The organism is Geodermatophilus sp. SMS 5-13 (genome assembly GCF_059428245.1).
Genome location: NZ_CP165729.1, coordinates 2,745,939 through 2,770,531, shown reverse-complemented (window position 1 = coordinate 2,770,531; position 24,593 = coordinate 2,745,939). Strand labels below are relative to the sequence as shown.

Genomic DNA, 24,593 nt, shown 5'->3' with positions numbered 1-24,593 from the left:
GCCTTCCGTGGCGGACCCGCGGGTCGCGGGAACCCTGGGCCGGCGTGCCCGGACGGCCCGGACGACGACACCGTCCTTCCGCGTGGTGGGACCGTCTTGCAATCGAGTGCACCCTCTGCCACCGTTCCGCTCGACAGGGGCGGGTGAGGACGAGGAGGCGCGATGCCCACGGACGTGCCGGACAGCGCGGACGTCGTCGTCATCGGCGCCGGCCACAACGGGCTGGTCGCCGCCGGCTACCTGGCCGCCGCGGGACTGGAGGTCGTCGTCCTCGAGGCCGGCGCCGCACCCGGGGGCGACACGATCACCGAGGAGCTCACCCTCCCGGGCTTCGCGCACGACTCCTGCTCGAGCGCGCACGTGCTCATCCAGTCCAACCCGCTGATCCGGGACGACGAGCTGGGCCTGCAGGCCACGTATGGGCTGCAGTACCTGCTCACCGACCCCGCGGTGGTCATGCCCCGGGCCGACGGCGACTGCCTGGTCATGCACCGCGACCTCGACACGACCGCCGACGAGCTGGCCCGCTGGTCGCCCGAGGACGCCCGCGCGTTCCGGCAGCTGGTCGCCGAGTGGACCGGCGGGCTAGCCGCCGTCCACGGCCGGTGGAGCTCCGGGCTCGACCTCGGGGACGACGACGCGGCCCGGCGCTACCGCGAGCTGCGCGGGCGCAGCGCCTGGGACGTCGTCCACGAGCGCTTCGCGCACCCGGTCGTGCGCGACTTCGTGCTCTGGATGGCCATGGCGACGATCCAGGATCCGCGCCGGCCCGGCACCGGCTTCCTGCCCTCCTCGCTCACCGCGGGGCGGCTGGCCTTCGGCTGGTCGACGCCGATCGGCGGCTCCGGCGCCCTGCCCGACGCGCTGGTCCGGCAGATCGAGGCGCACGGCGGCCGGGTGGTCTGCTCCGCGCCGGTCGCGATGGTCGAGGCGGCCGGGGGGCGGGTGACCGGCGTGCGCACCGCCGACGGGACACGGGTCACCGCGCGCCGGGCCGTGGTCTCCAGCGCGCACCTGGCCCGGCTGGGCGACATGCTCACCGGCACGGCCGTGCCCGACGACCTGCAGGAGGCGAAGAAGACCTGGCGGCCCGGGCTGTCGGTGTTCGCCGTCCACGCGGCGCTGCGCGGCGACCTCGCCTTCCCGACCCCGACCGGGCCCATCGAGAGCGTGGCCGCCGGCCTCGGCAGCACCGAGGGCCTGGTGCGGCAGCTGGACGCATTCGCCCGCGGCGAGGCCGACGCCACCGACCCGTGGCTGCTCGTCGTCAACCAGAGCGTCGTGGACAAGACCCGCGTGCCGGCCGGCGGCGGCACCTTCAAGATCCTCACGATCGCCCCCTACGAGCTGCGGGACGGGCGGAGCTGGGCGCAGGCCAAGCAGGACTACGCCGACGCGCTCCTGGCCCGCGTGGCGGCCCGGTCCACCGGCCTGTCCACCGACGACCTGCTCGCCGTCCGCGCGGAGTCCCCGGTCGACGTCGCCGCCCACAACGTGCACAACCTGGGCGGTTCCTGCCACGGCGGCGAGTTCGAGCTGCCCGACGGCGGCGTCATCCCCGGCTGGCCGACGTACCGGACGGGGGTGCCGGGCCTGTTCCTGACCGGCGCGACCACGCACCCCGGCGGCTCGGTGTCGGGCCGGCCTGGCCGCAACGCGGCGCGCGCCGTCCTCACCGACCTGGGCATCGACCCCGCCGGCGTCATGGGGCCGAGCTGAGCCGCCCGCCCGGCGGGGGACGGCTCTCCCCCATCCGCCTGCTGCAGCTCACCGCGTTCGTCAGCACGCTGGACCGCTTCGCCATGCCCCCGATGCTGCTGGCGATCGCCGCGGACCTGGACGCGTCGCTGACGTCGGTGGTGCAGGCGGCCGGGGCCTACTTCCTCGCGTACGGACTGGCCCAGCCGGTGTGGGGCATGGCCTCGGACTCCCTGGGCCGGGTGCGGACCATGCGGCTGACCCTGCTCTGCGCCGGGCTGGCCTCGGTGGCCGCCGCGTTCACCGCGGGCCCGCTCGCGCTGGGCGTCGCCCGCGGCGCCGGCGGCGCGTTCTTCGGCGCGGCGTATCCGGCGAGCCTGATCTACCTGGGCGACACCGTGCCGGCGCGCGAGCGGCAGCGCGACATCGCGCGGCTCATGGTCGGGGTGGCGCTCGGCACCGGGGTCGCGTCGGTCGGCGCCGGCGTGGTCGCGCAGCTGTTCAGCTGGCGGGCGGCGTTCGTGGTGACCGGCCTCGCCGCCCTGGTGCTCACCGTCGCCCTGCGGGCGCTCGCCGAGCCGCCGCGCACCCGCGCGCACGCCACGCTGCTCACCCCGCTGGCGCAGGTGGCCCGCTCCCGCTCGGCGGTGTTCGTGCTGGTCCTCGCCTTCCTCGAGGGCGCGGTGCTGCTCGGCGTGCTCACCCTGCTGCCCGCGGCGGTGGAGGCGGCCGGCGCCACGGCGGCGGTCGCCGGGGCGGTGACCGCCGTCTACGGGGTGGCCGTCTTCGCCGCGGCCGCGGCGGTGGGGAGGCTGTCGCGGTCGCAGCACCCGGCGCGGCTGATCGCGCTGGGCGCGGGGTCGGCGCTGGCCGCGTGCGTGGTGCTCTCGCTGTCCCGGGAGGCCGCGGTCGCCGTCGTCGTCACGCTGCTGCTCGGGCTGGCGTGGGCGGCGATGCACTCCTCCCTGCAGACCTGGGCGACCGAGGTGCTGCCCTCGGCCCGCGCGGCGGTGGTGTCGCTGTTCGCCGGGTCGCTGTTCTGCGGCAGCGCGCTGGCCGCCGTCCTGGTCGCGGACCTGGCCGACGCCGGGCGCTACCGGACGATCTTCGCCCTCGCCGCCGCGGCCGCGGCGCCGCTGGGGCTCCTGGCCGTGTGGGGCCGCGCACGATGGAGGAGGCCGGCATGAGCACGCCGCGCACGCCGGTGGGGCGAAACGGACGGACGCCGGCGGGCTCCGGCCCTAGGATCGTCGCCGTGCCCGCGCCGACACTCAGGGATGTGGCGGCCGCGGCGGGCGTGCACCCCGCGACCGCCTCGCGCGCGCTGAACCCGGAGACCCGGGCACTGGTGAACGCCGAGACCGCCCGCCGGGTGCTCAAGGCCGCGCAGTCGCTGAGCTACTCCCCCAACCCGATCGCCCGCAGCCTGAAGACGGCGAAGTCGCGGACGATCGGCCTGGTCCTGCCCGACCTGACCAACCCGCTGTTCCCGCCGATCGTCCGCGGCATCGAGGACGTGCTCGGGCCGGCCGGCTACAGCGCGCTGATCGTCAACACCGACAACGACCCCGACCGCGAGCAGGCCCTGGTCGACTCGCTGCGCTCGCGGCAGGTCGAGGGCATGATCATCGCGACCGCGCGGCTGGACCACCCGCTGCTGCAGCAGCTGCACGAGCAGGGCCTGCGGATGGTGCTGGTCAACCGCCGCGCCGAGCACCTCGACATCCCCTGCGTCACTCCCGACGACGCGACGGGCATCGCGCTGGCCGTGCAGCACCTGGCCGCGCTCGGGCACCGCCGGATCGTGCACCTGGCCGGGCCGACGACCACGTCCACCGGCCTCATCCGGGCCAAGGCGTTCCAGGCCGCCGTCCGCGACCTGGGCCTCGACGACGACCCCGCGCGGATCGTCGGCTGCGCCTACTGGACCGAGGCCGAGGGCGCCACCGCCCTGCGCAAGGTGATCGACTCCGGCACCGAGTTCACCGCGGTGGTCGCCGGCAACGACCTCATCGCGCTGGGCTGCTACGACGTCTTCGCCGAGCGGGGCATCTCCTGCCCGGGCGACGTCAGCGTCGTCGGTTTCAACGACATGCCCTTCCTGGACAAGCTGCGGCCGCCGCTGACCACCATCGGCGTCCCGCACCACTCGATCGGCGTCGAGGCGGCCCGGATGCTGCTCGAGTCGCTGGACGAGCCGGACCGCCCGGCGCGCTCGGTGCTGCTGCCGGTCGCCCTGGTCGAGCGCGGCTCGACCGCCCCGCCGTCGGCGTGAACGGCCCCGTCCCGGGCACCGCCCCGAGCGTGCGAGGGGCGGGGAGGACGGGGTCCTTCTTCAGATCCGGAAGAACAGGTTGAGGTAGCGGTCTGCCACCGTGCGGTCGCCGCGGATGGTGCCGGCGTTGCTGCGGCCGAAGGCGGTGAGCACGAAGCTGCCCGGGTCGAACTCGAGGACGGCGCCCAGGCCCGAGACGTCGCCGGGCGCGTAGTCCATGCCCTCGGGGCCGACGCTGACGCGGGTGTCGCCGGCGTTGGGCCCGCTGGTGATCCGGATGCCGAGCTCGCAGGGCTCGAGCCGGTTGGCCTCGATCGTGTACTTCCACAGCACGAACATGAACGGGGCGAGCAGGTCGGCCGCCTCGCCGTCCAGACCGTGGGCGCGGCCGGTCCCCTGCCGGACGTCCCAGGAGTGCACGCCGTAGTCCATGAGCTGGAAGGCCGGGTAGAAGAACGCCGGCAGCGGGCCCATGTAGAAGTGCGGGACGAGCAGGTTGCCCCAGTCCTCCTCGGTGAGCGCGTCGAAGGTCTCCATCATCTTGGCGAAGTCGGCGCGCAGCCGGTCGAGCATCGCCGCACGGGACTCGGACCGGAAGCCCTGGGCCTGCGAGTCGACGCGGGCGGCCATGCCGGGCAGGCCGTGGGCGGGGTCGACCGGGGAGCCGCTGCGCGCGGCGTCGAACGCGACGAAGTAGGCCTCGGTGGTGTCGACGAGGTGCCCGACGATGTCACGCACCTGCCAGTGGCCGGCGCCGGTGGCGCGTTCCCACACCTCGTCGGAGTCGACCAGGTCGAAGAACTGCGCGGCCTCCTGGCGGACCACGCGCAGGAGGGTGTCCTTCGCCTCGTAGGACATGGCGTTCCAGCTGCTCACCGTCGACTCCTCTCCGGGTCTGTGCCGTCACGAGCCCCCACGGGCTGGGGTCGATGACGGTTCAACCTAGGGACGACGCCCGCCGCGGACCAGAGTCCTTCCGCCGGACGTTCGCCGTGGTGGCGGGCCTGGCAGCATCGTCGGGGTGTGCACCGTCGTCGTCCGCTGGTCCGACGGCCGGCCGGTCCGGATCCTGGCGCTGCGCGACGAGCTGACCACGCGCGAGTTCGACGACCCGGGCCGCTGGTGGCCGGAGTTCCCGGGGCTCGTCGGCGGCCGGGACCGCGTCGCCGGCGGCACCTGGTGCGCGAGCGACGTCGCCACCGGGGTCACCGCGCTGGTGCTCAACCGGCCGCAGAAGCGGGACGCCGATCCGGGCGCCGCCAGCCGCGGGGTGCTGCCGCTGCTCGCCGCCGCGCACGGCGAGAACTGGCTCGCGCACGCGCGGCTCGACGGGATGGCCAGCTTCCTGCTCGTCCTCGCCACGCCGCACCGGCTGACCACCTGGGACTTCGACGGCGCCGGGCTGCGGACCACCGAGCACGGCGAGGGGACGACGATGGTCACCTCCGGCGGCCCCGAGGACCGCAAGGCCGACCGGTACCTGCCCGCGTTCACCGACGCCCCCGCTCCGGAGGGCTGGCGCCGGCTGGTCGAGAGCGGGCCGCCGCAGGACGACCCGGGGGCGCTCGTCGTCCGCCACGAGCGGGACGGGAAGGTCTTCGCGACCGTCTTCGGCGAGCTCGTCGAGGCCTCCCCCGGCCGGCTGCGGCTGGAGTTCAGCCGGCGGCCGTGGGACGATGGGCCGTGGCGCACCTTCGAGACCGGAGCCGTTCCGGACTCTCACGCATCGATTTCGTCCGAACACGGTGAGTGATGACGCCGCTACCGAGGCCGGCGTCGTCCGTGCCCCGGCCCCGCGTGGCATGGACGACGACGCCCTGACCCGCATACTCCCCCGGGCTCTCGTCAAGCAGGTGCGGGACCGGCTCCTGGCCTGGGGGTGACGTGCGTGTCCGCGCAGCGGGGGGATCGAGAGCAGCCGGCGGGTGAGCCGGCCGGGGCCGGGCGCGCGCCGTGGCCCCGCCGGCGTCTCCTCGTCCTGCGCCCCTGGCGGGGCACCACCTCGGTGCGCCGGGAGATCGTGCTGTTCGTCAGCACCGCGGTGTGCGCGTTCCTCGCGGTGGGGGCCGGCGCCTACGCCTTCAGCGCCAAGATCGCGCGGGACTCGGCGGTGCGGGAGGCTGAGCAGTCCGCCGCCCGCATCGCTTCGTACATGGTCGGGCCGCTGCTCTCGAACGTGCTGGCCGGGGAACCGGAGGACCGCCGCCACCTCGACCGGCTGGTCGCCGCCACGGCAGGCGACGGCACGGTCACCGCGGTGCTCGTCTGGCGGGAGGACGGGACGATCGTCTACGCCCACGACCCGGGTCTGGAGCGGCGGCGGTGGCCGCTGTCCGAGGATCTCACCGCGGCCATCGGCGGCCGGATGGTCTCCGGCTTCGAGCCGCGGTCGGAGGTCTACGGGGCGGCGCGCGGGGCGCGGCCCTACCTCGAGGTCTACACGCCGCTGCGGCTGACCGGCCAGGACGACCGGTACGTGCTGGAGGTCTACTTCGACACGTCGCGGATCGACCGGGACGCCGCGCTGTTCCGGACGCGCATCGTGCCCATGGCGATCGGCGCGCTGCTGGTCCTGCAGGCCGCCCAGATCCCCATCGCGGTCTCGCTGGCCCGGCGGCTGCGCCGGCACGAGGCCGAGCGGATCGACCTGCTCGAGCGCCACCTGGCCGGCTCCGACCGGGAGCGGCGGGAGATCGCCGCCGGCATCCACGACGGCCCGGTGCAGGACCTCGCCGGTGTCAGCTACGCGCTCACCGCCCTGGCCCCGACCATGTCCGAGGAGATCGCCGGGCGGGCCGTCCGCCTCGGCGACGCCGTCCGCCGGGCGGTCGCCGGGCTGCGCCACCTGATGGTGGACATCTACCCGCCCGACCTGAGCGGCGCCGCGCTGGCCACGGCCCTGGAGCACCTGGCCGACCCGCTGCGCGACCGGGACGTGTTCGTCCACATCGAGGGTGACGCCCCGCCGGGGACGTCGCCGCGCACGGCCGACGTCCTCTACCGGACGGCGAAGGAGACGCTGGTCAACGTGGGCCGGCACGCCTCCGCCCGGACCGTGCTGATCCGGCTCGAGGACGCCCGCCTCGACGGGTGTCCCGCGGTGCGGATGACCGTGTCGGACGACGGCGTCGGGTTCCCGCCGGCGCCCCCCGGCGACCGGCGGCGCACCCCGCGGGGCCGCAGCCTCGGGCTGCAGACGGTGCGCTATCGGGTGGTCCAGGCCGGGGGCACCGCCGCCTTCCGGAACCGGGAGGACGGCGGTGCGGAGATCGAGGTGCTGCTGCCGGTGGATTCCCCGGACACTCCGACCGTCGATTGATCCGTTCCAGAAATGGGGCCAGACTGCCGAGCGTGCCGACGGCGCCGGACTTCGAGTCCCTGCTCCGCGAGGCCGCGCTGCGGGTGACGCGCCCTCGGGTGGCGGTGCTGTCGGTGGTGCACGCCCGCCCGCACGCGGACACCGACTCGATCATCGCCGCCGTCCGGCGGGACTTCGGCGAGGTGTCCCACCAGGCCGTGTACGACGTGCTGCGCGCGCTGACCGCCGCGGGCCTCGTGCGGCGCTTCCAGCCCACCGGCTCGGTGGCACGCTACGAGGCCCGGGCCGGGGACAACCACCACCACGTGGTGTGCCGGTCCTGCGGGGCGATCGTCGACGTCGACTGCGCCGTCGGCGCCAGCCCCTGCCTCACGGCCAGCGACGACGCGGGCTACGAGATCGAGGAGGCCGAGGTCATCTACTGGGGCCTGTGCCCCGCGTGCGCCGCGGCCCGCCGTCAGCAGCTGTCAGAGGAAACCCGACAAGAGAAGAGGAATCCAGGTGCCTGACAAGGACGCGCCGCGGACCCCCAGCGAGAGCGAGAACCCCGAGATCCCGTCGCCCCAGCCGAAGGCGCACCGGCCGCAGACGAACCGCGACTGGTGGCCGAACCGGCTGGACCTGTCGGTCCTGCGCCAGCACAACCCGGCGGCCAACCCCGTGGGCGGGGACTTCGACTACCGACGGGCCTTCGCCCAGGTCGACGTCGAGGAGCTCAAGCGCGACGTCCGGGCGATCATGACCGACTCGCAGGACTGGTGGCCGGCCGACTTCGGCCACTACGGCGGGCTGTTCATCCGGTTGAGCTGGCACGCCGCCGGCACCTACCGCATCGAGGACGGCCGCGGCGGCGCCGGTTCCGGCGCGCAGCGCTTCGCCCCGCTCAACAGCTGGCCGGACAACGTGAGCCTGGACAAGGCCCGCCGGCTGCTGTGGCCCGTGAAGAAGAAGTACGGCCAGGCGGTCTCCTGGGCCGACCTGATCGCCTTCGCCGGGAACGAGGCCATGGAGTCGATGGGCTTCCAGACCTTCGGCTTCGCCTTCGGCCGCGAGGACATCTACGAGCCCGAGGAGATCTACTGGGGACCCGAGGACACCTGGCTCGGCGATGAGCGCTACAGCGGTGACCGCGAGCTGTCCGGCCCGCTCGGCGCGGTGCAGATGGGCCTGATCTACGTCAACCCGGAGGGGCCCAACGGCAATCCCGACCCGATCGCCGCGGCCCGGGACATCCGCGAGACCTTCCGCCGGATGGCGATGAACGACGAGGAGACCTTCGCGCTCATCGCCGGCGGGCACACCTTCGGCAAGACCCACGGCGCCGCGCCCGCCGACTACCTCGGCCCCGAGCCGGAGGGCGCGCCGATCGAGGACCAGGGCCTGGGCTGGAAGAACAGCTTCGGCCGGGGCGTGGGCCGCGACACCATCACCAGCGGCCTCGAGGTGACCTGGACGCAGACGCCGACCCGCTGGAGCAACTACTTCCTGGAGAACCTCTTCGGCTTCGAGTGGGAGCTCACCGAGAGCCCGGCCGGCGCGAAGCAGTGGGTCGCGAAGGACGCCGGTGACGTCATCCCCGACCCCGAGACCAACGAGCCGGCCCGCAAGCCGACGATGCTGACCACCGACCTGTCGCTGCGGTTCGACCCGGTGTACGAGCAGATCGGCCGGCGGTTCCTCGAGCACCCGGAGCAGTTCGCCGACGCCTTCGCGCGGGCCTGGTACAAGCTCATGCACCGCGACATGGGCCCGGTGTCGCGCTACCTCGGCCCGTGGGTCCCCGAGCCGCAGCCGTGGCAGGACCCGGTGCCGCCGGTCGACCACGAGCTGGCCTCCGGCGAGGACGTCGCCGCCCTCAAGCGCACGCTGCTGGAGTCCGGCCTGACGGTTGGGCAGCTGGTCACCGCGGCGTGGGCCGCGGCGGCGAGCTACCGCCACACCGACAAGCGCGGCGGGGCCAACGGGGCGCGGATCCGGCTGGCGCCGCAGAAGGACTGGGCGGTCAACGAGTCGGCCGAGCTGGACACGGTGCTGCCGGTCCTCGAGCGGGTCCAGCAGGAGTTCGGCGCCGGCGGGAAGCGGATCTCGCTCGCCGACCTGATCGTGCTGGGCGGGTGCGCGGCGGTCGAGAAGGCGGCGCGGGACGCCGGCGTCGAGATCACGGTCCCGTTCTCCCCCGGGCGCACCGACGCCGCGCAGGAGCAGACCGACGTCGAGTCCTTCGCCGTCCTCGAGCCGCGGGCGGACGGGTTCCGCAACTGGGTCCGGCCCGGCGAGAAGCTGCCCGCCGAGACCCTGCTGGTCGACCGCGCCTACATGCTCTCGCTCACCCCGCCGGAGATGACCGTGCTGGTCGGCGGCATGCGGGTGCTGGGCGCGGGCAACACCTCCCACGGCGTCTTCACCGACCGGCCCGGGGCGCTGAGCAACGACTTCTTCGCCAACCTGCTCGACATGCGCTACGAGTGGAAGCCCTCCGCCACCGCCGAGGAGAACGTCTACGAGGTCAGGGACCGCGCCACGGGCGAGGTCCGGTGGACCGCCACCGCGGTCGACCTGGTCTTCGGCTCGAACTCCGAGCTGCGGGCCCAGGCCGAGGTCTACGGCGCCGACGACGCGAGGGAGAAGTTCGTGCGGGACTTCGTGGCCGCGTGGGACAAGGTGATGAACCTCGACCGGTTCGACGTCGCCTGAGCCCGAGGTCGGGGCCGGCCGCCCGGCGGCCGGCCCCGGCTCGCTCCCCGGGCACCCCCGAGCCGAGGAGGCCAGATGGCTCCGCGCACCGCGTTCGCCCTGGCCGGGCTGGGCGGCAGCAACGCCCACGGGGCGGGGTTCCTGGCCGCGGCCCAGGCGCTCGCCCGCGACCGCGGGGAGAACAGCGGGCTGCTGCCGGGCCTGGAGATGATCTCGTGCACCTCGGGCGCGATCGCCGGCACCGCCTCCTACCTCAGCGGTGAGGACCTGCGGGCCGACCTGGAGCGGCGCATCGCGGCGGCCGAGCGCGCCCGCACCCGGTGGTGGCCGACCGCGGAGCAGACGCCCGAGCAGGCCGCCCTCGCCACGGTGCTCGTCGGGGTGCCCGGGGTGTTCCGCGGCCTGCTGCACTCCCTCCCCCGGCACTACCTGGGCGCGGCGATCGGCCTGGTCCGCGAGGGGATCGGCTGGCGGCGGCCGCCGACCGTGGACGAGCTCACCGACTACCTGCTGCCGGCCCGGGTGTTCATCCCCGCCCTCCCGGACGAGTTCTTCACCCGGACCGCCGACCTGTTCACCAGCACGCCGATCGGCGTCGTCTTCAACAGCTACGCGCCGACCCGGGACGTCGAGTACCTGCACGTCAACGAGCCCGGCCTGGAGCGCATCCGCGAGTACCACGACCCGGCGGCCGCCTACGACCGCGGCGGGGGGCGGGTCCGGTACCGGCGCATCACGCCGCAGGGGCTGCGCGAGGCGCTGTGGCTCTTCTACTACGGGTTCCGCGAGGACGGCGTCCTCGACGGCGCCTACGCGCGCTCGGTGATCCTCGACGAGCTGACCTTCGCCGACGACCTCTGGGCGGTGCGCCCGCTCAACCGCCGGTGGCTCGGGCCCGCGCCGGGCAACCTGCTCGCCGTCCTGGACCTGCAGACCGAGCTCTGGATGAACACCTCCTACCGGGAGCAGGTCCGCGCGCTGCGCCTGATCGGCCGCCTCGGCGAGGAGGGCCGGCGCGAGCTGCGCGAACGGGACCGCAAGGACCGCGACTTCCACCCGATCCACCTGCACGAAGTGGAGCTGCAGCGGCAGCGAGGGTTCTGGACGTACTTCGTCGAGGACATCGGCGTCTTCGACGAGGCGCGCGACTCCGCCTACACCCGGCTGGCCGAGCAGTACCCCGGGTAGCCGCCCGCCGGGACCGCAGATCCGCCGTCGGGGGCTATCCCCGGGAACCCGCGGAGCGCCACGATGGCACCCCGCCTCCCGCACCCTGTCGAGGACGAGCATGACGGTCGACGAGCAGGAGAAGGCCGCGATCCGGACGCCCGACCAGCGGCTGCGCGTCTTCGTGAGCTCCACGCTGGCCGAGCTCGCCGACGAGCGGGCGGCGGTGGCCCGGGCGATCACGGCACTCCGGCTGACGCCGGTGATGTTCGAGCTCGGCGCCCGGCCGCACCCGCCGCGGGAGCTGTACCGGGCGTACCTGGCGCAGTCGGACGTCTTCGTCGGCCTGTACTGGCAGCGCTACGGCTGGATCGGGCCGGGCATGGACATCTCCGGGCTCGAGGACGAGTTCCGGCTCTCCGGTTCGATCCCCCGGCTGCTGTACGTCAAGGATCCCGCCCCCGCGCGGGAACCCCGGCTGACGGCGATGATCGAGCAGCTCCAGTCGGAGGGAGCCGACTCCTACCGCTCGTTCCGCACCCCGCGGGAGCTGACCCGCCTGGTCCGCGACGACCTCGCGCTGCTGCTCTCCGAGCGGTTCGCGGCCGCCGACGTCGACCACCCGGCGACGCCCGAGGCCCCGGACCGGCCGGCGCCGCGGTCCCTGCCGGTGACGTCGACGTCCCTCATCGGACGCGAGCAGGACGTCGACAACGTCGCGGCGCTGCTGCAGACGCCCGGCGTGCGGCTGGTCAGCCTGACCGGCCCCGGCGGCGTCGGGAAGACGCGGCTCGCGATCGCCGTGGCCGAACGGGTCGGCGACCGCTATCCGCGCGGCGCGGTGTTCGTCCCGCTGGCCTCGATCGCCGAACCGGCGCTGGTGCTGCCGCGCATCGCCGCTGCCGTCGGCGCCGCCGTCGACGACGCCCGCCCGGCCCTCGACGTCCTGGCCGAGCACCTCGCGGACACGCCGACGCTGCTCGTGCTCGACAACCTCGAGCAGGTCGTCGGCGTCGCACCCGATCTCGACCAGCTCCTCGCACGGTGCGCCGGGCTCACCGTGCTCGTCACCAGTCGCACGGCGCTCCGGCTCCGCGCCGAGCGGGAGTACCCGGTGAGCGCGCTCGTGGTGCCGGTGTTCCCGCAGCCGCCGGGGGCCGGACGGCTGGCCGAGCTGCCCGCCGTCCGGCTGTTCGTCGACCGCGCCCAGGCCGTCCGCTACGACTTCGCCCTGACCGACGGCAACGCGACGGCCGTCGCGGAGATCTGCCGGCGCCTCGACGGCCTGCCGCTCGCCGTCGAGCTCGCGGCGGCGCGCAGCCGGCTGCTGGACCCGGCGGCACTGCTCGCCCGGCTCGGCAGCCGCCTCGACGCCCTGGGCCCCGGGCCGGTCGACCTGCCCGAGCGCCACCGCACCCTGCGCGCGACCGTCGAGTGGAGCGTGGGCCTGCTGGCCGACGACGAGCAGCAGATGCTGGCCACCCTCTCGGTCTTCGTCGACGGGTGGACGGTCGAGGCGGCCGTGCACGTCGCCGACCTCCCCGAGGACCGGACGCTCGACCTGCTCGACGTCCTGGCCGCGCACAGCCTCGTGACCATCGACGCGACCGACGCCGGACCGCGGTTCCGCATGCTCGCCTCGGTGCAGGAGTTCGCCGCCGAACGCCTCGCCGCACGCGAAGACCGGGCCGACGTCGAGGGGCGGCACGCCGCCTACTTCGGCGCGCTCGTGGAGGACGCCGACTGGCCGGCCGAGCGCCAGGGCGAGTGGACCGAACGGTTGCGGACCGAGGAGGAGAACCTGCGGCTGGCCGTCCGCTGGCTCCTCGCGCACGACATCGGGCGGCTGCCGCACATGTTCCGCATCCTGTGGCTGTTCTGGGAGATGCGCGGCCGCATGCCGGAGGCGCGCGGCTGGATCGCCGAGGTGCAGCTGCAGGCCGGCGCGCTGGACGACCGGGCCCGGGCCGAGCTGCTGCTGACCTCGGCCGTCACCGCCGCCGAGGTCGGGGACGACGACAGCGCGCTGGCCGCCGTCGACGGGCTCCGGCGGCTCAGGGGCAGCATGGGCGACCGCTACCTCGAGAGCGCGGCCCAGCTGGCGATCTCGTGGATCCTGCCGATCAGCGACGACTTCGACGGTGCGCTCCGCGCGGCCTCGACGGCGCTCGACGACCTGCGCCGGCCGGAGGAGCCCTTCATGGCCTTCGCCGTCCTGACCGTCGGGATGGTGGAGATGGCGCTCGGCCGGGACGAGGACGCCCGCGCGCACCTCGCGGAGGTCGTCGAGCTCGGCCGCCGGCTGGACAATCCCTGGCTCGCGGCCACGGGACGGACCCAGCTCGCCCGCCTGGCCGTGCGGTCCGGTCGTCCGGACGAGGCGCGCGCTCTCCTGGAACGGTCGGTGGACGGCAGCGAGGACACCGAGGTGAGCACGCTGGTCCTGACCTTCGCGCTCGTCGCCGCGGCCCAGCTCGCGCTGGCCGACGGAGACGCCCGGCGGGCGGCGAGCGCCCTCGGTGCGGCCGACGGGCTGCGCCGGCGCGGAGGGCTGCGGGCCTGGCCGTCGACGCGCCGCGACGAGGCCGAGCTGGCCGGCCGCGTGGCGCGGGAGATCGACGGCGGGGACTACGACGCGGCCTTCGCCGCCGGCGCCGAACTCGGTCACCGGGAGGCGACCGCCCTCGTCCGCGGCCGCTAGCCGCGCGGCGCGGTCACTGCAGCACGCGGAACCGCGGGGGGCAGCCGTCCACGTGGGGCGACGCGACCGGCAGGGCCGGCAGGTCCGTCAGCATGGCGGTGGCCAGCGGGTGCCACGCCGTCCCGCCGGCGGCGACCGCCCGGACGTGGCCGGGCAGCTCGGCGGGGTCGTCGTCCTTGAGGAGGTAGCCGGCGACCCCGAGGTCGCCGGCCTCCCGCGCGGTCGCGGCGGTGAGGCCGCCGGTCAGGACGACGATGCCCACCTCCGGGTGCTCGGCGAGCACCGCCCGGGCCGCGGTCAGCCCGTCCACCCGGGGCATCTGCAGGTCGATCAGGATCACGTCCGGCCGGGTCCGCTCCACCGCCGTGGCGACCTCGTCGCCGTCGGCGCACGAGCCCACCGGCTCGATGTCCTCCGTCGCGGCGAACAGGTCGGTGAGCGCATCCCGGATGAGCTGGTGGTCGTCGACGATCAACACGCGGGTCGGCATGGGGGCTCCTCGGCTCGGGGCCCCGGGCTGCTGCTGAACCGCGGGGAACGACGTCCAGCCTGACCATCACGCCCTGCGACGGACAGCCCACGCGGTGGGGGCACCCACTCCCCAATCCTCGGGTGCACTCCGGGCGTGTCGCGGAACGACCGCTCAGCCCTCGCCGGAGGCCGCCCACCGCAGCCGGCTCTCCAGCGCCGCGTCGAGGGCGACGGACTCCCCGTCGCGGGCGCCCCGGCCCAGCTGGAGCGAGGGAGGCGTCGGGTCGAGCCGGACGGTCCGCCGGCGGCCGAGCCGCACCGGCGGCACGAGCAGCACGTAGAAGCCGCCGTCCACCCCCACACCCACCGAACGGTCGCGCAGCAGGTACCACCCCACGACACCCGTCCGGTAGCGACCGCGCCCGGACCACGGGCGAGCCGTCAGCTCCTCGGTCGCCAGACCCGCCCGGGTCGCCTCGGCGACGAACCGGTCGATCAGCACCTGGGCCTTCACTGCCTCCTGCTCGCTCCGGAGCCGCTGCGCCTCGACGTGGTAGTGGGCGCGCTCGGTCAGCTCGGCCCGGCGGCGCGCCGCCTCCTCGGCACCGTCCATCCGTGGGGCCGTGGCGTCAGGCGAGGTCGGCCGCGATGTCGCGCGGCTGCTGCGCGTCGGTCGCCGCCCAGCTCGAAAGGAGCGTGAGGCCGTCCGCCGAGGGCGTGCCGGGCTCGGCGTTGTAGACGGTCATGTGCAGGTCCTCCTGGCCCTCGGTGGGCAGCGCCATGGAGTGGTAGACCAGGTCGAGGGTGCCGACCGCCGGATGCCGGAACTGCTTCACCCCGGTGCGGTGGATGCGCACGTCGTGGGCCGCCCACCGGGTGCGGAACTCCTCGCTCACGGTGGACAGCTCGCCGACGAGCTCCCGGAGGTCCCGGTCGTCGGGGTCGCGGCCGGCCTCGGTGCGCAGGATGGCCACCGTGGTGTTGGCGGCGCCGTCCCAGTCGGGGTGGAACGCGCGGGCCCGTGGGTCGAGGAACTGGAAGCGGGCGATGTTCGCCGGGCGGCGCGGGTCGTCGAACACCGGTGAGTAGAGCGCCCGCCCGAGGCTGTTGGCGGCGAGGATGTCCATGCGGCCGTTGAGCGCGATCGCCGCCGTGGAGTTCATCGCGTCGAGCAGCCACTGCACCCGCGGCCGGACGTTGACTGTGCCGCGTCGACGGGACGCGCGCGACGGCCGGGCGGCCCGGGCCAGGTTGAACAGGTAGAGCCGCTCGGCCTCGTCGAGCTGCAGCGCGCGGGCGACGGCCTCGAGGACGTCCTCGGACACGCCCGCGATGTGGCCCTTCTCCAGCCGGGTGTACCAGTCGGTGCTCACCCCGGCCAGGACGGCGACCTCCTCGCGCCGCAGCCCGGGCACCCGCCGCCGCCCACCGCCGGGCAGCAGCCCGGCCTGCTCCGGGCTGATGCGGGCGCGACGGCTGGCGAGGAAGTCGCGGATGTCGGAGCGGTTGTCCACCCGACCGACGGTACGGCGATCGGCCGCCGGAGGGAGGTCGAGCTGGTCCCCCCACGAACGCGCCCTCCCACGACCGCGGACAGGGGCGTTCCGTGGTCTGCAGAACCGGCCCGGTCGCTGGCGGACGACGACGTCGCCACACCGCCCTCCGCCCTCGATCGCCGAAGGAAGCATGACCACCACACTCCCCCGGACCACCCCGGTGACGGGCGAGCGGGCCGTCGGGCGCGCGCTCGCCGCCGTCCTGAGCCTGCTCACCGTCTTCGGGCCCATCTCGATGGACCTGTACCTGCCCGTGCTGCCGGCGCTCACCGCCGAGCTGCGGTCGGCGACCTCCACTGCGCAGCTGACGGTCACCGCCTGCCTGCTCGGCCTGGCGCTCGGCCAGCTCGTCGCCGGCCCGCTGTCGGACCGCTTCGGCCGCCGCCGTCCGCTGCTGGCCGGCGTGGTCGCCTACGTCGCCGTCTCGCTGCTGTGCGCGCTGAGCCCGACCATGGAGACGCTCGTCGCCGCCCGGTTCGTCCAGGGCCTCGCGGGCGGCGTGGGGATCGTGATCGCCCAGGCGGCCGGACGGGACCTGTACTCCGGCGGCCGGCTGCTGCACTACTACGGCCGGCTCACCGTGCTGGGCGGGGTCGCGGCCATCATCGGTCCCGTGATCGGCGGGCAGCTGGCCGAGGTCACCGACTGGCGCGGGATCTTCGTCTTCCTCGCGGCCGTCGGCGCGGCGATGCTCGTGGCCTGCCTCGCGGTGGTCCGGGAGACGCTGCCGGCCGAGCGGCGCGTCGCCGGCGGGCTGGCGCAGACCGGGCGCGACATGCGCCGCCTGCTGTCGGACCGGGTGTTCCTCGGCGCCGTGCTGGTCACCGGCTTCGTCAACGCCGCCCTGTTCGCCTACCTGTCCGGCGCCACCTTCGTGCTGCAGGGGGTCTACGGCCTGTCCCCGCAGGGCTACTCGTACGCGTTCGGGCTCAACTCGCTCGGGTTCATGGTGTTCGGCTTCGCCGCCGGGCGGATCTCGGAACGGTGGTCCGAGCGCGGCACGCTGCTGGCCGGGATCGCGATGGTCGTGGCCGGCGCCGGCGGGCTGCTGGCCACCGCGGCGTGGGACCTGCCGCTGACGGCGGTGGTCCTGTCGCTGCTGACGATGGTCAGCGGGGCGGCCGTGACGACTCCGCCGGCGACGTCGCTGGCGCTGGCCGGCTACCCCGACATCGCCGGCACCGCGTCGTCGTTCCTCGGCGTCGCCCGGTTCGCCTTCGGCGGCCTGGCCGCCCCCCTGGTCGGCCTCGGCGCCGGCGTCGCCCCGCTGGCGGTGGTCACCGTGGTCTCCGCGCTGCTCGCCGTCCTCGCCTACGCCGGAACCGTCCGGCCCGTCCCGCGCTGACCCACTCCCCCCTCCCCCATCCCCCTGAGAGGACATCCACTCCCATGCTCGGAACAGTTCTGCACGGCCCCGGCGACGTCCGCGTCGAGGAGCGCGAGAGGCCGCGGATCGAGAAGCCCACCGACGCCGTCATCCGGCTGTCCGCCGCCTGCGTGTGCGGCTCGGACCTGTGGCCCTACCGCGGCGTCGACGCGGTCACCGCGCCCCAGCCGATGGGGCACGAGTACGTCGGCGTCGTCGAGGAGGTCGGCGGCGACGTCACCACCGTCGCGCCCGGGCAGTTCGTCGTCGGCTCCTTCTTCGCCTCCGACAACACCTGCGAGATCTGCCGGGCCGGCTACCAGTCCCGCTGCGTCCACGGGGAGTTCGCCACCCCCACCGGCGCGCAGGCCGAGTACGCCCGGATCCCGCTGGCCGACGGCACCCTGGTCGCCACCCCGGGCAGGCCCGACGACGACCTGATCCCGAGCCTGCTCGCGGCCTCCGACGTGCTCGGCACCGGCTGGTTCGCCGCCGTCGCCGCCGAGGCCGGGCCGGGCAGGACCGTCGCCGTCGTCGGCGACGGCGCGGTCGGCCTGCTCGGCGTCCTCGCCGCGAAGCAGCTGGGCGCCGAGCGGATCATCGCGATGAGCCGCCACGAGCCCCGCCAGCGGCTGGCGCGCGAGTTCGGCGCCACCGACGTCGTCGTCGAGCGCGGCGACGAGGGCGTCGCCCGCATCAGGGAGCTCACCGGTGGCCTGGGCGCGCACTCGGTGATCGAGGCCGTCGGCACCCAGGAGTCGATGCTGCAGGCCATCCGCGCCACCCGGCCCGGCGGCCACGTCGGCTACGTCGGCGTCGCCCACGACGTGGCGCTGCCCGGCGAGGAGCTGTTCTTCTCCGGCGTCCACCTGCACGGCGGCCCCGCGCCGGTCCGCCGGTTCCTGCCCGACCTGATCGAGCTCATCTGGAACCGGACCATCGACCCGGGCAAGGTCTTCGACCTCGAGCTGCCGCTCGACCGGGCCGCCGAGGGCTACCGGGCGATGGACGAGCGCCGCGCCATCAAGGCCCTGCTGCGCCCCTGACCGGACCGCCGGCACGCGTGGCGCCCCGGGACACTCCCGGGGCGCCACCAAGGCCCTCCCGCCGCAGAGGCGGAGGACCCGCCGACACGGTGAGAGGTTCGGCCCGTGCGGCCCGGCCCGGCGGGCCTTTCGCTGGTGGTCGGACCGAACGGCGGGCTCCTAGCGTCGCCTCCGTCAGCAGTCCGGCCCATGAGGCGGTGAGCGTCATGACCCGCGCCCTGGTGGTGTACGAGAGCGTGTTCGGGGATGCCCGGGCGATCGCCCATGCGATCGCCGACGGGCTGTCGTCCGCCATGCCGGCGGATGTCGTCGCCGCGGGCGAGGCCCCGGCCGAGGTCGGTGCCGACGTGGGAGTGCTCGTCGTCGGAGGTCCCACCCACATGCTCGGCATGCCCCGGCCGTCCAGCCGCGAGGGAGCCGTGAAGCAGTACGGCGCCGACATCGCGGACACGAGCACCGGCCTGCACGAGTGGCTGGAGGCCGTCCGCGTACCCGGCGGCGTTCCCGCGGCCGCCTTCGACACGCGCAGCAGCCACCCCCGCCTGCTGGTGACGATGGATCACGCCGCCCGGACCGAGGAGAAGCTCCTCGGCAGGCTCGGCGCACGGGTCGTCGCGCCGGCCGAGCACTTCTTCGTCGTCGACGCGCAGGGCCCGCTGGTCGACGGCGAGGAGGACCGCGCCCGCGGCTGGGGCAAGACCCTCGCCGGACTGGTCACCCCTCGGACCGTGGGCTCCTGAGCGCGGACGGTGCCCGCCCCGTGGAGCACGGGGCGGGCGCCGTCGCGATCGTCAGGAGACCGGCCGCGGACGGCGGTAGGCGGCGCGGGCCCACAGCCAGCCCACCACGGCCAGCCCCACGCACCAGGCGATCGCCGTCCACACCGTGGACGCCGGCACCGGGGTTCCGGCCAGCAGGCCGCGGACGGTCTCGATGATCGGCGTGAACGGCTGGTGCTCGGCGAACACCCGGACGGCGGTGGGCATGGTGTCCGTGGGCACGAACCCGCTGCCGAAGAACGGCAGCAGCATCAGGATCATCGGGGTGGTCGACGCGGACTCCACCGACCGCGCCGAGGCGCCCATCGCGACCGTCAGCCAGGTGAGCATGAGGGCGAACAGGACGAAGAAGCCCGCGAGCCCCAGCCACCCGAGCGCGTCCGCCCCGGGCCGGAAGCCGAGCAGGACGGCCACACCCAGGACGCCGGCGGCGGCGAGCAGCGTCTGCACCACCGCGCCGAGGACGTGCCCGCCCAGCACCGCCACCGGGGCGACCGGCATGGTGCGCAGCCGGGTGACGATCCCGCCGGTCATGTCCATGGCCACGCTGATCGCGGTGGCCTGGGCGATGCTCGCCGCCGTGATCACCAGGATCGCCGGGGTGATGTAGTCCAGGTACGCGGCCCGCCCCGCCGCGCCGGGCGCGGCGCCGGCGGCGACCCCGGCGCCGAACGCCCCGCCGAACACGAAGACGAACAGCAGCAGGAGGACCACGGGCATGGCCACCAGCTGCACGGTCAGCGAGGGGTAGCGGACCATCCGCAGCAGGCTGCGCCGGGTCATCGTCGTCAGGTCGCGGGCGGTGCGGGCCGGGGCCGACGGCGCCGGGATCGGCACCCGGGTGGCAACGGCGGCGGTCATCACGCCACCTCCTTGACATCGGTGGGGAGGGACATCGGTGGGGGGACATCGGTGTCGGGGCTGGTCAGGGCGAGGAACACGTCGTCGAGGGAGCCGGCGTCGTGGGCGGCCTTGAGACCGGCCGGGGTGTCGTGCGCGACCAGCCGACCCTGGTGCAGGACGGCCACGGAGTCGGCGAGCTGATCGGCCTCGTCCAGGTACTGCGTGGTCAGCAGCACGCTCACGCCGTCGGCCACGAGGTCGCGCACCTGGTCCCACAGATCGCGGCGGGCGCGCGGGTCCAGGCCGGTGGTGGGCTCGTCGAGGAAGACGACCTGCGGGCCACCGACCAGCGTCATGGCCAGGTCGAGTTTGCGGCGCATGCCGCCGGAGAGCTGCTGGGCCGGCTTGCGGGCGGCGTCGGCCAGGCCGAAGCGCTCGGCCAGCTCCGCCGCACGCCGGCGGCCGTCCGCCCGGGGCAGGTGGAACAGGGCGGCCATGAGCCGCAGGTTCTCGGCCACGGTCAGCAGCGGGTCGACGGCGGAGAGCTGGCCGGTCACCCCGATCAGCAGTCGCACGGCCTGCGGGTCGCGGGCGACGTCGTGGCCCAGGACCGAGGCGGTGCCGGCGTCGGCGCGCAGCAGGGTGGACAGGATCGAGACGGTGGTGGTCTTGCCGGCCCCGTTGGGGCCCAGCAGCGCGGTCACGGTCCCGGCGGGCACCGTGAGGTCCAGGCCGTCGAGCACGGTCTGCTCGCCGTAGCGCTTGGAGAGCCCGGCGACCTCGATCGCCGGGACGGGACTGGTGGGCATGCTCGCTCCTTGCGCGCGTACCGGGGAACTCCCGGCGGCGCCGGGAGCGTCAGATGTCGAGGTCCTCGACCTCGGGCTGGGTGGCGTGGGCCTCCACCAGGGCGGCCAGCTCGGCCGGGACCGCCTTCTGCAGGTCCTCGAAGGTCTCGAAGACGTCGAGCGTGGAGACGGCGGGGGTCTCGCCCCACTGCTGGTCGGTGGCGAAGTGCTTGCGCCAGCCGGTCAGCTGGCCGTCCTTGCCGGCGGTGTGCACGAAGCCCTTGGGATGCGCCACGTGCACGGCGAGCTTGCCGGCGCGGGTGCGGTAGACGCGGTGGCGCTCCACGCCGTAGCTGGTCGACCGGTTCCAGTCGACGAGCTGCACGCCCTGGAAGCGCTGCAGCTTCCCCGGCTCCACACCGACCCGGACGGTGATCTCCTCGAAGCCCGCCAGGCGCCCCTCCTCGACCTCGACGAGCCGGCGCAGGGCCTTGGAGATGGCCGCGGAGAGGTTGCCCCCGGTGAGCTCCTGCGCCCGCTGGAACACGGGCAGGTCGGCGTCGGAGACGTAGATCGTCTTGTTCGGCACGACCCGAGTGTAGCCACGGGAGGAGTATACGCATACGTCTACGTATAGCAAGCGGCATGAGAGAACGGCTCGGCAGCCGGCCTGGACGACGAGCCGCGGATCAGCGGCCGGTGCGCTCGCGCGGGATCCGCTCGCCCGCCTCGATCGCCACCGGGAGCCGGTTCTCCGCCGGCGGCAGCGGGCAGGTCGCCAGGTCGGTGTAGGCGCAGGGCAGGTTGGTCGCCCGGTTGAAGTCCAGGTCGACGGTGCCGTCCGCGGCGGGGGTCACCCGGAGCACCCGGTTGGCGGCGTACGTCGTGACGCCGGAGGTGGCGTCGGTGAACAGCACCATCAGCTCGCCCGCGCCCTGGCCCGGGAAGGCGGTCAGCCGCAGCGGCTGCCCGTCGAACGCGAACTCGATCCGTCCCGGGGCGTCGTAGACGTGCTCGAGCCCGTCGACGGCCGCGCCCACGGTGGTCGGCCGCGGCTCGTCGAACGGCAGGTACCGCCCGGGCACCTTCCAGCGCGGGTGCGGCGGGTAGGCCGGCGTCCCGGTGAAGGCCGTCCGCAGCGGATTGCCCGGGTGCCGCGGCCGGACGATGTCGTGACCTCCGCGCTTCGCCACCTCGATCACGGCCTCGCCCCAGGCAGCGGTGATCCCGCCACGCTCCGGCACGACGCCGAAGGCGTACCGCCCGGTGACGGGCGCGCCGTCGACGACCAGCTCCTCGCCGGCGGCCAGGTCGACGACCACGCCGTCCGGGCCGGTGGACCAGGCGCCGGGGGCGTCGGCGAAGCGCTGCGGCTCACCGCTCAGCCAGTGCAGGCCGGTCACGGCGAGGAAGCCGTGCGGATCGGCCAGCCGGGCGTCCTTCTGGCGGTGCCACTCCGCCCAGTCGGCAGTGAAGGCGTCGAGGGCCTCGGTGGTGGTCATGGCGCGCTCCTTCGATTCGGCGTCAGGCGGGCACGCGGACGGCGGCGAAGGTCACCCGCTGCCGCAACCGGAAGCCCAGCGACTCGTACAGCCGGATGGCCGAGGTGTTCTCCGCGGCGGCGTGCAGGAACGGGGTCTCGCCGCGCTGCCGGATGCCATGCGCAACGGCCAGGACCAGCCGGGTCGCCAGGCCCCTCCCCCGGTGCGCCGCAGCGGTGCAGACGGCGCTGATCTCGGTGAACCCGGGTGGGTGCAGCCGTTCGCCGGCCATCGCCACGAGCTCGCCCCGGTCGCGGATGCCGAGGTAGGTCCCCATCTCGACGGTGCGCGGCAGGAACGGCCCGGGCCGGGTGCGCTCGACCAGCGCCAGCATCTCGGGGACGTCGGCGACGCCCAGCCGGACCGCGTCGCCGTCCGGCGCGGCGGGCACGCCGTCGTCGATCATCTGCACCCCCGGCATGGCGAACACCGTCTCCCAGCCCGCCGGGATCTCCGGGGCCACGACCGCCAGCGGCACGACACCCCCGGGGCCGGCCAGGACGGCGAGGTCGGCCCAGTCCCGCGCGGTGGGCTCGGCGGGAAGCGCCAGGAACGGCGAGACGTCGAGCGGGTAGCGCAGCACGCCGCCGCGGCGTTCGGCGAACCGGGCGTGCGGACCGGTGAGCGCGGCCCGCACGGCGTGGTCGAGCGGGTGGGCGTCCGCGGCGGCAGGGCCATCCGCGGCGGTGCGCCCGGGGCGGGAGACGGTGGTCATGCAGGTCCTCGTTCGAGCCGCGCCGGTCGACGTCCGGCCGTGCGGCAAAACTCTACCAATCCAGTGGAGAAAGCTCAGCGGCGTCGGGCCGCGGGGGTGAGTTCGTGCGCGCCGTAGCTGGTGTCGTCGGGGTTGAGCGTGACCCCCGGGGGCGACGAGCTCGTCGATGCGGTCGAGGACCTCCGCCGGCAGCGTGGTGTCGGCGGCCGGGAGATAGGACTCCAGCTGCTCCATCGTGCGCGGGCCGACGATCGCCGACGTGACGCCGGGGTGGTTCAGGACGAAAGCGATCGCCATCTCGATGAGCGTGATCCCGGTCTGCTCGGCGAGCCGGGCGAGGTCCTCGACGATGTCGAGCTTGCGCTGGTTGGCCGGGCTGCTCATGTCGAACCGCGCGCTGGGCCGGGCGCTCGAGGTGGGCGTTCCGGCGGCGTCCTTGCGCCACCGGCCCGACAGCCAGCCGCCGGCCAGCGGGCTGTAGGTGAGGGTGCCCATGCCGTGGCGCTGCACCGTGGGCAGGACGTCCTCCTCGATGCCGCGTACGAGCATCGAGTACGGCGGCTGCTCGGTGACGAACCGCTCCAGGCGCCGCTCCCGGGAGGCCCACTGCGCCTCCACGATCTGCGAGCCGGAGTAGGACGACGACCCGAGATAGCGCACCTTGCCCTGACGGACCAGGTCGGTCAGCGCCCCCAGGGTCTCCTCGACGTCGGTGTCCGGGCTGGGCCGGTGCACCTGGTAGAGGTCGATGTGGTCCGTGCGCAGCCGCCGCAGCGAGTTCTCGACCTCGCGGATGATCCAGCGGCGCGAACCCCCGCGGGAGTTGGGCTCCTCGCCCACCGGGATGAAGAACTTCGTGGCCAGGACGACGTCGTCGCGGCGGCCGGCGAGCGCCTCCCCCAGGATCTCCTCCGACACGCCGTCCGAGTACACGTCGGCGGTGTCGACGATGTTGATCCCGGCGTCGAGGGCGCGGTGGATGATCCGGATCGAGTCGGCGCGGTCGTCGTTGCCCCACGGGCCGAACATCATCGCCCCGAGACACAGCGGACTGACCTGGACGCCGGTACGGCCGAGCGGGCGGAACTGCACGGAGGATTCCCTCTTCTCGGTACGGCCCGACGGTGATGCCGGGACCTCCCTGGACGCTAGGCACGAGGACGACGGCGAGGGAGGTCCTGTCAGCCCCTGGATGACCGAGGATGGCGGCGTGCTCTCGGTCGCCCTGGCCCGCGCGCTGCGCGACGCCGGACTGCAGTGGACCCCCGCCCGCGGCGACAGCTTCGTCATGCCCGACCGGGAGATGGACTCCGACGTCTTCGTGCTCTCGGACATGACGATCGAGGTGCACCAGTTCCCCGGGGGGCCGGTCATCGGCTTCAACGGCACGACCGAGTGGGCGCTGGACTCGATCGAGCAGTCCGAGGCGCTGTGGGTGCCGGCCGAGCACCAGCTGCGCGAACTGCTCGGCGAGGCGTTCGCCGGCCTCGCGCCGACCGGCGACGGCTACCGGGTCACGCTCCGGGTCGAGGGCGCGACCAGCGGGTTCGAGGGCCCCGACGCGGCCGCGGCCTACGCCCGGGCGCTGCTGCACCTGCTGAGGTCGCGGCGCGGCTGACCGGCCGCGGCAGGTC

22 protein-coding genes are annotated in these 24,593 nt (G+C 74.6%); 13 read left to right on the top strand and 9 right to left on the bottom strand.

Features of this window, described 5'->3' with window-relative positions; genetic code table 11:
* Positions 1-162 precede the first annotated feature (162 nt).
* The 3 genes from AB3388_RS13485 to AB3388_RS13475 all read left to right on the top strand — a co-directional run bounded on the left by AB3388_RS13485 (position 163) and on the right by AB3388_RS13475 (position 3,973).
* Positions 163-1,719, top strand: a complete 1,557-nt coding sequence (locus tag AB3388_RS13485) for a phytoene desaturase family protein (RefSeq protein ID WP_495411277.1) — start codon at positions 163-165, stop codon at positions 1,717-1,719.
* Positions 1,716-2,885 carry an MFS transporter gene (locus tag AB3388_RS13480; RefSeq protein WP_495411462.1) on the top strand — a complete coding sequence of 390 codons (1,170 nt, stop codon included), beginning with the start codon at positions 1,716-1,718 and terminating at the stop codon, positions 2,883-2,885. The genes AB3388_RS13485 and AB3388_RS13480 overlap by 4 nt, the downstream gene beginning before the upstream one ends.
* A 68-nt stretch (positions 2,886-2,953) precedes the next feature.
* Positions 2,954-3,973 carry a LacI family DNA-binding transcriptional regulator gene (locus AB3388_RS13475; RefSeq protein WP_495411276.1) on the top strand — a complete coding sequence of 340 codons (1,020 nt, stop codon included), beginning with the start codon at positions 2,954-2,956 and terminating at the stop codon, positions 3,971-3,973.
* Positions 3,974-4,033: 60 nt separating this feature from the next.
* On the opposite strand, the gene AB3388_RS13470 is transcribed toward AB3388_RS13475, so the two are convergent.
* Positions 4,034-4,849: a maleylpyruvate isomerase family mycothiol-dependent enzyme gene (locus AB3388_RS13470; protein ID WP_495411275.1), complete on the bottom strand. Its 816-nt coding sequence runs from the start codon at positions 4,847-4,849 to the stop codon at positions 4,034-4,036.
* A gap of 145 nt (positions 4,850-4,994) precedes the next feature.
* Here AB3388_RS13470 and AB3388_RS13465 point away from each other — a divergent pair, with 145 nt between their 5' ends.
* The 6 genes from AB3388_RS13465 (at position 4,995) to AB3388_RS13440 (ending at position 13,854) form a co-directional block, all read left to right on the top strand.
* Entirely contained in the window at positions 4,995-5,726 is a 732-nt protein-coding gene (locus AB3388_RS13465; RefSeq protein WP_495411274.1) for an NRDE family protein, read from the top strand.
* Between the two features lie 135 nt (positions 5,727-5,861).
* Positions 5,862-7,292 carry a sensor histidine kinase gene (locus tag AB3388_RS13460; RefSeq protein WP_495411273.1) on the top strand — a complete coding sequence of 477 codons (1,431 nt, stop codon included), beginning with the start codon at positions 5,862-5,864 and terminating at the stop codon, positions 7,290-7,292.
* Positions 7,293-7,324: 32 nt separating this feature from the next.
* The gene (locus AB3388_RS13455; protein WP_495411272.1) at positions 7,325-7,801 is read left to right on the top strand and encodes a Fur family transcriptional regulator; all 477 of its coding nucleotides are present in this window, start codon (positions 7,325-7,327) and stop codon (positions 7,799-7,801) included.
* Positions 7,794-9,986 carry a catalase/peroxidase HPI gene (katG, locus tag AB3388_RS13450; RefSeq protein WP_495411271.1) on the top strand — a complete coding sequence of 731 codons (2,193 nt, stop codon included), beginning with the start codon at positions 7,794-7,796 and terminating at the stop codon, positions 9,984-9,986. Before AB3388_RS13455 ends, katG begins: the two co-directional genes overlap by 8 nt.
* Positions 9,987-10,061: 75 nt before the next feature.
* Entirely contained in the window at positions 10,062-11,174 is a 1,113-nt protein-coding gene (locus tag AB3388_RS13445) for a hypothetical protein (RefSeq protein ID WP_495411270.1), read from the top strand.
* Positions 11,175-11,274: 100 nt separating this feature from the next.
* Positions 11,275-13,854 carry an ATP-binding protein gene (locus AB3388_RS13440; RefSeq protein ID WP_495411269.1) on the top strand — a complete coding sequence of 860 codons (2,580 nt, stop codon included), beginning with the start codon at positions 11,275-11,277 and terminating at the stop codon, positions 13,852-13,854.
* A 13-nt stretch (positions 13,855-13,867) separates the two neighbouring features.
* Here AB3388_RS13440 and AB3388_RS13435 read toward each other — a convergent pair whose 3' ends face one another.
* From AB3388_RS13435 to AB3388_RS13425, 3 genes are all read right to left on the bottom strand, one after another.
* A complete protein-coding gene (locus AB3388_RS13435; protein ID WP_495411268.1) occupies positions 13,868-14,344 on the bottom strand; it encodes a response regulator in 477 nt (158 codons plus the stop codon).
* Positions 14,345-14,497: 153 nt separating this feature from the next.
* Positions 14,498-14,938 carry a hypothetical protein gene (locus tag AB3388_RS13430; RefSeq protein ID WP_495411267.1) on the bottom strand — a complete coding sequence of 147 codons (441 nt, stop codon included), beginning with the start codon at positions 14,936-14,938 and terminating at the stop codon, positions 14,498-14,500.
* A 16-nt stretch (positions 14,939-14,954) separates the two neighbouring features.
* Complete coding sequence (locus AB3388_RS13425; RefSeq protein WP_495411266.1) at positions 14,955-15,839, bottom strand: helix-turn-helix transcriptional regulator; 885 nt, start codon at positions 15,837-15,839, stop codon at positions 14,955-14,957.
* Positions 15,840-16,011: 172 nt separating this feature from the next.
* Here AB3388_RS13425 and AB3388_RS13420 point away from each other — a divergent pair, with 172 nt between their 5' ends.
* The 3 genes from AB3388_RS13420 to AB3388_RS13410 all read left to right on the top strand — a co-directional run bounded on the left by AB3388_RS13420 (position 16,012) and on the right by AB3388_RS13410 (position 19,033).
* Positions 16,012-17,226 carry a multidrug effflux MFS transporter gene (locus AB3388_RS13420; protein WP_495411265.1) on the top strand — a complete coding sequence of 405 codons (1,215 nt, stop codon included), beginning with the start codon at positions 16,012-16,014 and terminating at the stop codon, positions 17,224-17,226.
* Between the two features lie 44 nt (positions 17,227-17,270).
* Positions 17,271-18,293, top strand: a complete 1,023-nt coding sequence (locus AB3388_RS13415; protein WP_495411264.1) for a zinc-dependent alcohol dehydrogenase family protein — start codon at positions 17,271-17,273, stop codon at positions 18,291-18,293.
* 206 nt (positions 18,294-18,499) lie between these two features.
* A complete protein-coding gene (locus tag AB3388_RS13410) occupies positions 18,500-19,033 on the top strand; it encodes a flavodoxin family protein (protein ID WP_495411263.1) in 534 nt (177 codons plus the stop codon).
* A 51-nt stretch (positions 19,034-19,084) separates the two neighbouring features.
* On the opposite strand, the gene AB3388_RS13405 is transcribed toward AB3388_RS13410, so the two are convergent.
* The 5 genes from AB3388_RS13405 to AB3388_RS13385 form a co-directional block, all read right to left on the bottom strand.
* Positions 19,085-19,933: an ABC transporter permease gene (locus AB3388_RS13405; protein ID WP_495411262.1), complete on the bottom strand. Its 849-nt coding sequence runs from the start codon at positions 19,931-19,933 to the stop codon at positions 19,085-19,087.
* Entirely contained in the window at positions 19,933-20,724 is a 792-nt protein-coding gene (locus AB3388_RS13400; protein ID WP_495411261.1) for an ABC transporter ATP-binding protein, read from the bottom strand. The genes AB3388_RS13405 and AB3388_RS13400 overlap by 1 nt, the downstream gene beginning before the upstream one ends.
* Positions 20,725-20,773: 49 nt before the next feature.
* Positions 20,774-21,292, bottom strand: coding sequence for an EXLDI protein (locus tag AB3388_RS13395; protein ID WP_495411260.1), 519 nt, complete (start codon positions 21,290-21,292; stop codon positions 20,774-20,776).
* A gap of 100 nt (positions 21,293-21,392) precedes the next feature.
* Positions 21,393-22,205, bottom strand: a complete 813-nt coding sequence (locus AB3388_RS13390; RefSeq protein WP_495411259.1) for a DUF1684 domain-containing protein — start codon at positions 22,203-22,205, stop codon at positions 21,393-21,395.
* A 22-nt stretch (positions 22,206-22,227) separates the two neighbouring features.
* Positions 22,228-24,051, bottom strand: a complete 1,824-nt coding sequence (locus tag AB3388_RS13385) for an aldo/keto reductase (RefSeq protein WP_495411258.1) — start codon at positions 24,049-24,051, stop codon at positions 22,228-22,230.
* A 118-nt stretch (positions 24,052-24,169) separates the two neighbouring features.
* Between AB3388_RS13385 and AB3388_RS13380 the strand changes: the two genes are divergently transcribed.
* A complete protein-coding gene (locus AB3388_RS13380; protein WP_495411257.1) occupies positions 24,170-24,577 on the top strand; it encodes a hypothetical protein in 408 nt (135 codons plus the stop codon).
* Positions 24,578-24,593 lie beyond the last annotated feature (16 nt).

Coding starts and splice junctions, on each gene's coding strand:
- AB3388_RS13390 (WP_495411259.1), bottom strand. CDS start 22,205: ATGACCACCACCGAGGCCCTCGACGCCTTCACTGCCGACTGGGCGGAG.
- AB3388_RS13415 (WP_495411264.1), top strand. CDS start 17,271: ATGCTCGGAACAGTTCTGCACGGCCCCGGCGACGTCCGCGTCGAGGAG.
- AB3388_RS13405 (WP_495411262.1), bottom strand. CDS start 19,933: ATGACCGCCGCCGTTGCCACCCGGGTGCCGATCCCGGCGCCGTCGGCC.
- AB3388_RS13430 (WP_495411267.1), bottom strand. CDS start 14,938: ATGGACGGTGCCGAGGAGGCGGCGCGCCGCCGGGCCGAGCTGACCGAG.
- AB3388_RS13440 (WP_495411269.1), top strand. CDS start 11,275: ATGACGGTCGACGAGCAGGAGAAGGCCGCGATCCGGACGCCCGACCAG.
- AB3388_RS13410 (WP_495411263.1), top strand. CDS start 18,500: ATGACCCGCGCCCTGGTGGTGTACGAGAGCGTGTTCGGGGATGCCCGG.
- AB3388_RS13485 (WP_495411277.1), top strand. CDS start 163: ATGCCCACGGACGTGCCGGACAGCGCGGACGTCGTCGTCATCGGCGCC.
- AB3388_RS13435 (WP_495411268.1), bottom strand. CDS start 14,344: ATGCCGACCCGCGTGTTGATCGTCGACGACCACCAGCTCATCCGGGAT.
- AB3388_RS13400 (WP_495411261.1), bottom strand. CDS start 20,724: ATGCCCACCAGTCCCGTCCCGGCGATCGAGGTCGCCGGGCTCTCCAAG.
- AB3388_RS13445 (WP_495411270.1), top strand. CDS start 10,062: ATGGCTCCGCGCACCGCGTTCGCCCTGGCCGGGCTGGGCGGCAGCAAC.
- AB3388_RS13420 (WP_495411265.1), top strand. CDS start 16,012: ATGACCACCACACTCCCCCGGACCACCCCGGTGACGGGCGAGCGGGCC.